Annotated in this window: 11 protein-coding genes and 1 pseudogene; 10 read left to right on the forward strand and 2 right to left on the reverse strand. The window is 69.8% G+C overall.

Annotated features, from left to right (window positions below):
* Positions 1–82: 82 nt before the first annotated feature.
* The 9 genes and pseudogenes from ABT360_RS24410 (at position 83) to ABT360_RS24450 (ending at position 8015) form a co-directional block, all read left to right on the forward strand.
* Complete coding sequence (locus ABT360_RS24410; RefSeq protein ID WP_351820311.1) at positions 83–1030, forward strand: carbohydrate ABC transporter permease; 948 nt, start codon at positions 83–85, stop codon at positions 1028–1030.
* Positions 1027–1869 (forward strand): carbohydrate ABC transporter permease, encoded by an 843-nt coding sequence (locus ABT360_RS24415; RefSeq protein WP_351820313.1) that lies wholly within the window; start codon positions 1027–1029, stop codon positions 1867–1869. The genes ABT360_RS24410 and ABT360_RS24415 overlap by 4 nt, the downstream gene beginning before the upstream one ends.
* Positions 1869–3164 carry an ABC transporter substrate-binding protein gene (locus ABT360_RS24420; protein WP_351820316.1) on the forward strand — a complete coding sequence of 432 codons (1296 nt, stop codon included), beginning with the start codon at positions 1869–1871 and terminating at the stop codon, positions 3162–3164. The genes ABT360_RS24415 and ABT360_RS24420 overlap by 1 nt, the downstream gene beginning before the upstream one ends.
* Before the next feature lie 44 nt (positions 3165–3208).
* Positions 3209–3334: a hypothetical protein gene (locus ABT360_RS24425; protein ID WP_351820319.1), complete on the forward strand. Its 126-nt coding sequence runs from the start codon at positions 3209–3211 to the stop codon at positions 3332–3334.
* 136 nt (positions 3335–3470) lie between these two features.
* The gene (gene erm, locus ABT360_RS24430) at positions 3471–4307 is read left to right on the forward strand and encodes an ErmE/ErmH/ErmO/ErmR family 23S rRNA (adenine(2058)-N(6))-methyltransferase (RefSeq protein WP_351820322.1); all 837 of its coding nucleotides are present in this window, start codon (positions 3471–3473) and stop codon (positions 4305–4307) included.
* Positions 4308–5553: pseudogene (mgt, locus tag ABT360_RS24435) on the forward strand (macrolide-inactivating glycosyltransferase).
* A 255-nt stretch (positions 5554–5808) separates the two neighbouring features.
* Positions 5809–7008 (forward strand): S8 family peptidase, encoded by a 1200-nt coding sequence (locus tag ABT360_RS24440; RefSeq protein ID WP_351820327.1) that lies wholly within the window; start codon positions 5809–5811, stop codon positions 7006–7008.
* A 73-nt stretch (positions 7009–7081) separates the two neighbouring features.
* Positions 7082–7630, forward strand: coding sequence for a DUF1697 domain-containing protein (locus ABT360_RS24445; protein ID WP_351820330.1), 549 nt, complete (start codon positions 7082–7084; stop codon positions 7628–7630).
* Positions 7623–8015, forward strand: a complete 393-nt coding sequence (locus tag ABT360_RS24450; protein WP_351820333.1) for a nuclear transport factor 2 family protein — start codon at positions 7623–7625, stop codon at positions 8013–8015. Before ABT360_RS24445 ends, ABT360_RS24450 begins: the two co-directional genes overlap by 8 nt.
* Here the strand turns inward: ABT360_RS24450 and ABT360_RS24455 are convergent.
* Positions 8012–8689, reverse strand: a complete 678-nt coding sequence (locus ABT360_RS24455; RefSeq protein ID WP_351820336.1) for an HAD-IA family hydrolase — start codon at positions 8687–8689, stop codon at positions 8012–8014. The genes ABT360_RS24450 and ABT360_RS24455 overlap by 4 nt on opposite strands.
* A 49-nt stretch (positions 8690–8738) precedes the next feature.
* Positions 8739–9488 carry a MerR family transcriptional regulator gene (locus tag ABT360_RS24460; protein ID WP_351820339.1) on the reverse strand — a complete coding sequence of 250 codons (750 nt, stop codon included), beginning with the start codon at positions 9486–9488 and terminating at the stop codon, positions 8739–8741.
* A gap of 47 nt (positions 9489–9535) precedes the next feature.
* Between ABT360_RS24460 and ABT360_RS24465 the strand changes: the two genes are divergently transcribed.
* A complete protein-coding gene (locus ABT360_RS24465) occupies positions 9536–10015 on the forward strand; it encodes a DUF6194 family protein (RefSeq protein WP_351820342.1) in 480 nt (159 codons plus the stop codon).
* The last annotated feature ends 144 nt before the right edge of the window (positions 10016–10159 follow it).

The raw sequence follows: 10159 nt of genomic DNA on the forward strand, positions 1-10159 counted from the left end.
CCCATGCAGGTTGCCTTGACGAACCGACAGCCCGTCAGGACGATGACGCCAGGCCGGCCCAACTTCACAAAGGGGACTGTCCGTGACATTGGTGACCGCGACGAAGCGGACGGGCGGAAGAGCCGGAAGACCAACAGGCAGGTCGGCACACCGGTCGGCACACCGGCCGACGGACCACGGGGCCTGGTTCCTGGTCCTGCCCGCGCTGATCCCCATCCTTCTGCTCAGCGTCGGCCCGCTGCTCTACGGCATCGCCCTGGCCTTCACCGACGCCCAGTCCGGACGCACCCGGGCCACCCAGTGGGTCGGCACGCTCAACTTCCAGGACCTGCTCCACGACACGCTGTTCTGGGAGTCGTTCCGGATCGGCCTGCTCTGGGCGGTCGGCGTCACCGTCCCCCAGTTCCTCCTGGCCCTCGGCCTCGCCCTGCTGCTCAACCAGAACCTCCGCTTCCGCTGGCTCGCACGAGCACTGGCGATCATCCCGTGGGCGATGCCCGAGGTGGTCGTCGGCATCATGTGGCGGCTCGTCTACAACCCCGACGCCGGCATCCTCAACGAGACCGTCCGGGACCTGGGCCTCGGCGACGGACGCGACTGGCTGACCGGACTGGCCACCGCGCTCCCCGCCGTGATCCTGGTCGGCATCTGGGCCGGTATGCCGCAAACCACCGTCGCCCTCCTCGCCGGGCTCCAGAACACCCCGCAGGAGCTCCACGAGGCCGCCGCCCTCGACGGCGCCGGCGCCTGGCGCCGGTTCCGCACCGTCACATGGCCCGCCCTCAAGCCCGTGGCCCTCGCCATCACGGCGCTGAATTTCATCTGGAACTTCAACTCCTTCGCCCTGGTGTACGTGCTCACCAGCGGCGGGCCCGGCGGCCGCACCCGTCTGCCGATGCTCTTCGCATACGAAGAGGCCTTCCGGTACGGGCAGTTCGGTTACGCCGCGGCCATGGGCTGTGTGATGGTCGCCGTCATCTCCGTACTCCTCGCCGTCCATCTGGTCAGCCGGCTGAAGGGGGAGAAGTGAGCAGCCTGCGCACCCGGGGCCCCGGGCGGGCCGGTCAGTACCTCGCGCTCCTGGCGTACCTGGCCTTCCTCGCCCTGCCCTTCCTGTGGCTGATCTCCACCGCCTTCAAACCGGCCCGTGAGCTCGGCTCCCTGCACCCCACCTGGATCCCCGAGGAGCCCACCCTCGCCAACTTCCGGCAGGTCTTCGACGAGCAGCCACTGCTCCAGGCCGCCGCCAACAGCCTGATCGCGGCCCTGGGCGCGGCCCTGACCGCCGTCGCCATCGCCACTCCCATGGCCTACGTGATGGCCCGCCACCGCAGCCGGCTCTCGGCCGCCGCCACCGGCTGGGTGGTGGTCAGCCAGGCGTTCCCCTTCGTCCTGGTGATCATCCCCCTCTTCCTCGTCCTGAAGAACCTGCACCTGATCAACACCCTCTCCGGCCTGATCCTGGTGTACGTCGTGTGGTCGCTGCCGTTCGCGCTATGGATGCTGACCGGATACGTACGGGCCGTGCCGGCCGAGCTGGAGGAGGCCGCCGCCGTCGACGGGGCGGGCAGACTCCGTACGCTCGTCTCGGTCACCGCGCCGCTGCTCGCCCCGGGCATCGTCGCCACCGCGCTCTTCGCGTTCATCACCGCGTGGAACGAGTTCTTCTTCGCCCTCGTCCTGCTCAAGACCCCGGAGAAGCAGACCTTGCCGGTCGTCCTCACCCACTTCCTGGGCGCGGAGGGCGTCGCCGACCTCGGCCCGCTCGCCGCCGCCGCGTTCCTCGCCACCCTCCCCTCACTCGTCGTCTTCGCGATCATCCAGAAGCGGATCACGGGCGGCATGCTGGCCGGGGCGGTGAAGTCCTGATGCGCGCACGCACGGCCGGAGTCCTCGCCCTCGTCCTCACCCTGTTGCTGGCCGCCTGCACCGTCGGCGGAGGTGAGCGCCCACCGGGCAGGACCGTGCTCCGCTTCCAGTCCCTGGCCTGGCAGAAGGAGTCCGTCGACGCCAACAAGGAACTGGTCGCGGAGTGGAACGCCGCGCACCCCGACCTCCAGGTCGAATACGTCCAGGGCAGCTGGGACAGCGTCCACGACCAGCTCCTCACCTCCTTCGAGGGTGGTGAGGCGCCCGACATCATCCACGACGCCTCCGACGACCTGGCCGACTTCGCGTACGGCGGTTACCTCGCCGATCTGCGGCCGCTGCTGCCCGCCCGGCTCAAGGCGGACATCCCCGGGACGAGCTGGAAGGCGACCACCTTCGGCGACGGGGTGTACGGGGTGCCGTTCCTCCAGGAACCGCGCGTCATCATGGCGAACAGGAAGATCCTCCAGGCGTCCGGCGTCCGTGTCCCCACGCCGGAAAGGCCGTGGACGTGGCTCGAGTTCCGAGAGGTCACCAAGGAGCTGACGGCGACCATGGGAGAGGGGAAGTACGCCGTCGCGTGGCCGTTGAAGGAGCCCGTCTCGGTCTCGCTGAACCTGGGCCTGTCCGCGGGCGGGCGGCTGTTCCACCGCGACGACGACGGCAGGGCCCGCATCCGGTTCACGGACGGCGACGCGGTGATGCCCGGGACCGTCCACGCCCAGGTCAACACCGACCGCAGCGCGCCGCGCAGCACGCTCGGCATGGGCGGCTCCGACACGCTCCCCGGCTTCTTCGGCGGCAAGTACGCGATGGTCCCCCTCGGGTTCTCCTACCGCCAGCAGATCGCGCAGCAGGCACCGGAGGGGTTCGAGTGGATGGTGCTGCCCGCGCCCGCGGGTGACGGCGGCCTGGCGCAGGGGGTGAGCCCGCAGACGCTGTCCATCGCCGAGGACAGCCCGCACAAGCAGGAAGCCGCCCGGTTCATCGACTTCCTCCTCCAGCCGCCCAACATGGTGCGGCTCGCCCGCGGCGACTGGATGCTGCCGACCGGAACGGAAGCGCTGAAGGACCCGTCGCTGCGCACGGAGAAGGACGGCTGGGCGACCGGCGCCGCGCTGGCCGACGATCTCCGGCCGGCCCCGGCACAGTCGGTACGCGGCTACCCGGAGTGGAAGGACAAGGTCGCCACCCCCGCCTTCCAGGAGTACTACAGCGGCGCCATCGACGCCGCCGAGCTGGAGAAACGCCTGGTCGAGGACGGCAACCTGGTCCTGGCGCGCTACCAGCGCTGAAATCCCGTTGCACGGAAGGAGACGGGGCGTCCAGCATGGGGCCCATGTGCAGCGCCTTCATGGGTATCGGCTCGATCACCGGTCACGGCCGGGGCTGCGCGTACGCCATGCGGCTGCGCCGCGGCCCCGGTGCCCTGACCGGCCCGGGGACCCACGCCGCCCGACGGTGATGACACCGTCCTTCTGAGCGTCCCCCGCTTCCCGGCGTGCCCGGGTGCGCCCCGGCGTGCCCCGGTACGCCCAGCTGTCTCCGGTCAGGGCCTTCGTCCGCCCGTATGCCCGTCACGGAGACAAGGACCGCAGGCCATGGCCCGCACACCCACACGCGCATCCGCACGCACATCCACCCCTGCGCAGCCCCGCACGCACCATCGCCGGCGCGAGCTGTCGCAGAACTTCCTCACCACCACCACCGCCGCCCCCGCTCGCCTCGTGCGGGCCGCACGCCCCCACCCGAACCGGCTCCTGCTCGAAGTGGGCGCGGGCAAGGGGGCGTTGACGGAAGTCCTCGCGCCCCTCGTGCGCGAGTTGTGGGCGTACGAGATCGACGCCCGGCTGTTGCCGGGGCTGCGCACCCGTTTCGCGGGCGCCGCCGGGGTGCGGGTGGTGGGCGGGGACTTCCTGGCCGCGCGGCCGCCCCGGGAACCGTTCGCCGTCGTCGGCAACGTCCCCTTCTCCCGTACCGCGGCCATCGTCGACTGGTGCCTTCACGCGCCCGCGCTCACCGACGCGACCCTGATCACCCAGCTCGAATACGCCCGTAAGCGCACCGGCGACTACGGCCGCTGGTCGAAGCTGACGGTTCTTCACTGGCCCTGGCTGTCATGGGCCCTGCACGGCAGGGTCGGGCGCCGGGAGTTCCGGCCGGTGCCGCGGGTGGACGCGGGCATCCTGCGTATCGAGCGGCGGGCCCGGCCGCTGCTGCCGCCCGGTGAGGCCGCCGCGTACCGGCGGCTCGTCGAGGTCGGCTTCCGTGGTGTCGGCGGCTCGGTGCACGCCTCGCTGTGCCGGGAGGGGTACGCGGCGAGCCGGCTGGACCGGGGGTTCCGGGCGGCGGGGCTGGACCGGTCGGTCGTGGTCGCCCATGTGCCGCCCGAGGCGTGGCTCGCTCTGCACCGGTCGCTGAAGGGATCGGCGTACTAGTTGCACGAGACGTATCGTCTCGTCTAATCTGCGGAGCATGACCGCCACCGAGCGTGCCCACATCGCCATGTTCTCCATAGCCGCCCACGGGCACGTCAACCCGAGCATCGAAGTGATCCGGGAGCTCGTCGCCCGTGGGCACCGCGTCAGTTACGCGATCCCCGCCTCCTTCGCCGGCAAGGTCGCCGCGACCGGCGCGGAGCCCGTGATCTACACCTCGACACTGCCGACCGACGAGGACCCGGAGGCGTGGGGCACCGAGCTGATCGACAACATCGAGCCGTTCCTGAACGATGCCATCCAGGTGCTGCCCCAGCTCGCGGCGGCCTTCGAGGGTGACGAGCCGGACCTCGTCATCCATGACATCACCGCCTACCCGGCACCCGTCCTCGCCCACCGCTGGGGCGTCCCCGCCGTCTCCCTGTGGCCCAACCTCGTCCCCTGGGAGGGGTACGAGGAGGAGGTCGCCGAGCCGATGTTCGCCGACCTCAAGGCGTCCGAGCGCGGCAAGGCCTACTACGCGCGCTTCGAGGCGTGGCTCGCCGAGAACGGCGTCCACGCCCACCCCGACCGGCTGATCTCCCGCCCCCGCAAGGCCGTCGTCCTCATCCCCAAGGTCCTCCAGCCGAACGCCGACCGGGTCGACGAGTCCGTCTTCACGTTCGTCGGCGCCTGTCAGGGTGAGCGCGGCGACCAGGGGGAGTGGCAGCGGCCGGCCGGTGCGGAGAAGGTCCTGCTCGTCTCGCTCGGATCGGCGTTCACCAAGCAGCCGGACTTCTACCGCCGTTGCGTCGAGGCCTTCGGCGGCCTGCCCGGCTGGCACGTCGTCCTCCAGATCGGCAGGTACGTCGACCCCGCCGAGCTCGGCGACCTCCCCGCCAACGTCGAAGTGCACCGCTGGGTACCGCAGTTGGCGATCCTCCGCCAGGCGGACGCGTTCATCACGCACGCGGGTGCGGGCGGCAGCCAGGAGGGGCTGGCCACCGGTACGCCGATGGTCGCCGTCCCGCAGGCCGTCGACCAGTTCGGCAACGCCGACATGCTGGCCTCGCTCGGCGTCGCCCGCCACCTCCCGATGGCCGACGCCACGGCCGACGCCCTGCGGGCAGCCGTCCTGGAGCTGGCCGGCGACCCCGAAGTGGCGCGGCGGGCCGAGGAGATCCGGCTCGGCATGGCCGGTGAGGGTGGTGCGAAGCGGGCGGCGGATATCATTGAGGCGGAGCTTCCGCTTGTGGATCGCGCGTAATCCTCCCCGTCAATCTCTCCTTCAGTCGTTGTAAAACGTTACGTGGTATGGCCATTTGGGCCATGCCACGCCGTGTTGCCGTGAAGCTTCCGGCCTGAGTGATTTGTTATTAAGAAAGTTTGTTGAGTAAGTCACAGGTATGTGAAGGCCTTGATCTGCGCGCATCAATCGACCAGGGTTTCGAACGACCCCCGGAAGATTTCCCGTCCGAGGGTCGACCCCCCCACACAATTGTTGACGAGGAGACCCCTCTTCATGGCAACTCCCAAGCGCGCACGTGCAGTTAGGCTCGCCACCGCCACGGCCGTCGTCGTCGGCCTCACCGCTTTCGGTACGGCTCACGCGGGCACCACGCCCGCCCCCGCCCCCGCCGAAGGCACGGTCTACGGCCTCGGCGCCGAAGGCGCCGTCTCCGGCAGCTACATCGTCCTGCTGGACGAGAAGGCGGACAAGACGAAGCTCGCCGAGGAATACGGCGGCACGCTCCGGCGCAACTACACCTCGGCCGTCAACGGCTTCTCCGCCAGCGGCCTTTCGCAGACCGAGGCCAAGCGCCTCGCGGCCGACCCGGCCGTCGCCAAGGTCGTCCAGAACAAGAAGTTCACCATCAACGCCACCCAGGACAACCCGCCGTCGTGGGGCCTCGACCGCCTCGACCAGGCCGACACCGCCGGTGACAACAAGTACACCTACCCCGACGGCGCGGGCGAGGGCGTGACCGCGTACGTCATCGACACCGGCGTACGCGTCGGGCACAAGGACTTCGAGGGCCGGGCCGTCTCCGGGTTCGACGCCGTCGACAACGACAACGACGCGAACGACGGCAACGGCCACGGCACCCATGTCGCCGGCACCATCGCCGGTGCCGCGCACGGCGTCGCCAAGAAGGCGAAGATCGTCGCCGTCCGCGTGCTCGACGACAACGGCTCCGGCACCACCGAGCAGGTCGTCGCCGGCATCGACTGGGTCACCAAGAACCACCAGGGCCCCTCCGTCGCCAACATGAGCCTGGGCGGCGGCGCAGACCCGGCCCTCGACGAGGCCGTCCGCAAGGCCATCGCCTCCGGCGTCACCTTCGGTGTCGCCGCCGGCAACGAGTCCACTGACGCCGGTCAGGGCTCCCCGTCCCGTGTCCAGGAGGCCATCACCGTGGCCTCGTCGACCAAGGACGACCAGCAGTCGTCCTTCTCCAACTACGGTTCGGTCGTGGACATCTACGCTCCCGGCTCGGACATCACCTCGGCGTGGAACGACAGCGACGAGGGCACCAAGACCATATCCGGAACGTCCATGGCGACGCCCCACGTCGTCGGCGCCGCCGCCGTCTACCTGGCGGGCCACAAGGACGCCACGCCGGAGCAGGTCGCCAAGGCCCTCACCGACGGCGCCACGGCGGACAAGATCTCCAACCCCACCCAGGGCACGGTGAACAAGCTACTGAAGATCGTCGAGTAACCGGCCCCACCCCTTGACCGGCGGCCGCCGTGCCCTCCCCCACGGGGCACGGCGGCCGTCCTATGGTGTGACCATGACGACGAGGTACGCCGCCCTGCTGCGCGGAATCAATGTCGGCGGTCACAAGAAGGTCCCGATGGCACAGCTGCGCGCGCTGCTGACCGAACTGGGGCACAGCGACGTGCAGACGTATCTGCAGAGCGGCAACGCGGCCTTCACCAGTGCCTCCGGCGCCGAGGACGCCCTGGCCGAAGAGCTCGGAGCGGCGATCGAGAAGCGCTTCGGTTTCGGCGTCGACTGCCTGGTCCGCGGCGGACCGTACCTGCGCGCCGTCGCCGACGCGTGCCCCTTCCCCGCGGCGGAGCTGGAGGCCAAGCAGCTCCACGTCACCTACCTGTCCGCACCCGTCACCGCGGACCGGTTCGCCGGCCTCGACCAGGCCGCGTTCCTCCCGGAGGAGTTCCGGCTCGGCGACCGCGCCCTGTACCTCTACGCCCCGGAGGGCCTCGGCCGCTCCAAGCTGGCCGAGGCACTCTCACGCCCTGCCCTCCTCAGCGGCACCACCGCCACCACCCGCAACTGGAACACCGTCGTCAAACTGGTGGAGCTCACCCGTGACTGACCGCAGGCCCGCGCCCACCCCCGCGGTCGCCGCCGCCATCGAGGGCGAACTGCGGCTGCTGGACCCGGCCGTCCGCACCACGCCCGCGCTCTTCGAGGCGCTGCTGCACCCCGACTTCCACGAGGTCGGCCCGTCCGGCCGCCGCTGGGACCGCGCCACCGTGCTCGCCGCCGTCACGGCGAAGTCGGACGAGGCCATGCCACCCCGGCCCCAGACCACCTCGGACATGCGTGGCACGCAACTCGCCGACGACGCCGTCCACCTCACGTTCGACACCGACTCGGGCGGACGTCGCGTGCACCGCAGCTCGCTCTGGCGACGCACCGAGCAGGGCTGGCTGCTCTACTTCCACCAGGGCACGCCGTTCGGCCCGGAGCGGGACTAGGCGCAGGCCTCCGTCCGGTCGGGGAGGAGTCCGGAGGCGAAGGCGAGGATGTCGCGGACCGCTTCGTGCAGGGTGCCGAAGTGGCGATGCACGCCGTCCACCGCTGCGGGGGTGTTGACGCCCCACACCGTCATCCCCGCACGCAGCCCGGACTGCACCCCGGAGACGGCGTCCTCGATGACCAGGCAGTCCTCCGGCCGGGCACCGAGTGCCGCGGCCGCCCGCAGGTACGGCACCGGCGACGGCTTGCCTTCCTCCACAGCGGCCGCGTCCACGAGGACCTGCGGGACCGGCAAGCCCGTCCGCGCGAAACGTCCACGCACCCGGTGCTCATAGTTGGACGTCACCAGCGCCCAGGCCCCGGGCTTCAGGGCGTTCAGCAGCTCCGAGGCACCGTCGAAAGCCGTATAGGCACCGGTACGGACGTCCTCGTCCTCCAGCTCGTGCAGTGCCGCCAGGCACTGGTGAGGGTCCTGGTCCGGAGCGACCTGCGCGAAGGTCTCCATCGGCCTCGTCCGCAGCGCCACTTGGTAGACCTCTTCCGGGTCCAGCCCGTACCGCTCCGCCCACGTTCGCCAGACCAGGCGCTGGTTGTCCAGGGCATCGATCAACGTGCCATCGACATCGAACAGGACATACCTCATCGCACCGGACCGGCCGGGTTCACTGATCATGCTTCGATCCTGCCATCAGGCTCCGAGCAGGCAGTTTGCGGGACAAGTCTCAGGTGGGGGTCGGTTCCTGGGCGGCCGTAATGACGGCCGCCAGGTCTGCGCCCGCTCGGAGCAGCGCCACGGTCCGCGTGGCGATCCGGTCAAGACGCTGTTGCAGGATGCGTTGGGTCCCTTCCCGGCCGTCGAGTTGGTGCAGGGAGCCCATGATCCCGCGCACTGCGGGAATGCCGTAACCGGCGCCGCGGAGAGCCGCAACGATATTGGCCGCCCTGACGGCGGAAAGACCGTAGCGACGTGCTCGCAGTGACGTCACTCGCTCGGGGGTGACGAGCCCTTCCTGCTCCCAGAACCGCAGGGCGGAGGGACGCACATTGAGCGCCCCGGCGAGCTCGGTGATCGTCATCGCGTCACTGTCCTGCTCGAATTCGGGTGTGTTCGCCTCGGCCTGGATCGCACGCAACGCTTGTTGAGCATGCAGGACCTCCTCTCGTTCCCGCGCGAGCCGAACATGGACCGTGTTGATCGCTGAGGCCGCCTCCGCGATCGTCCCCGTTCGCAATTCCGCGAGCATCTGCCGAGCTGTGACAGGCCCAACAGCACCTGCGAGCCCCCTGTAGGCACGAAGGGCGTGCACGTGCAGCGGTGTGTAAGAGCGGTAACCGTTGCTCGACCGAGCGGCTGGGGGAATGACTCCCAGCCGCTCCAGGTCGCGAACCTGTTGCACCGAATACCCCGACTCCACGGCGACATCGGTGGTTCGGAGCGCTGCCCGTTGCGGACCGCTCACCGGCTCGGCCATCAGTCAACCCCACGTAAGCACTTGAAGGTGATGCTGGAACCATGAGTATGGAACAGATCATCGAGACCGTGCGAGGCTTCGCCGGCGCACTCGTCGTTGTCCCGGAGCCGGGCGGCGATTTCCCCGAGCTCGCGTGGGGGGATGCATTCTTCTACTACGCCCCCGACGGTCAGAAGCCTCAGAACGTCCAGCCGTACGGAACGATCGTCAGCAAGAACTACCCCGGCGACGACGCTTCCGACCTTGACCCCCCGGGTCGCTGGCGCGTGAACATCCACGCCGACCGTGCGACGTTCCGAGAGCTCACGGGGGAGGAGCCGCGCCGTCTCACCCGACCTCGCGATCACACGGCCGCCGACAGTGTGATGCCGCACCCGGTATACGGGGCACTCGGCTGGGTCTCTGTCGTCAATCCTGGTGAGAGGACGACGGACACGGTCGTGCAGCTCCTGCGCAGCGCCCATGACGCCGCTCGTGCCAGGTTCGCGCGGCGACACGAACCGGGAAGGTCTCCGGAGAATGACTGACATCGTTCCGGATCAAGCGGACCTGAGGGTGAACCAGGTCAGGACACCCAGGGTCTTTCGTTTGGATCAGGCTGGATCAGGGAGTGGCGTCTGGTGCATGGGGTCTCCCCAGGCCCGTCAGGGCCGAGGGGACGCATCGCAAGG

It is taken from the genome of Streptomyces sp. NPDC000229 (genome assembly GCF_040300825.1).
In the GTDB taxonomy this organism is placed as follows: domain Bacteria; phylum Actinomycetota; class Actinomycetes; order Streptomycetales; family Streptomycetaceae; genus Streptomyces.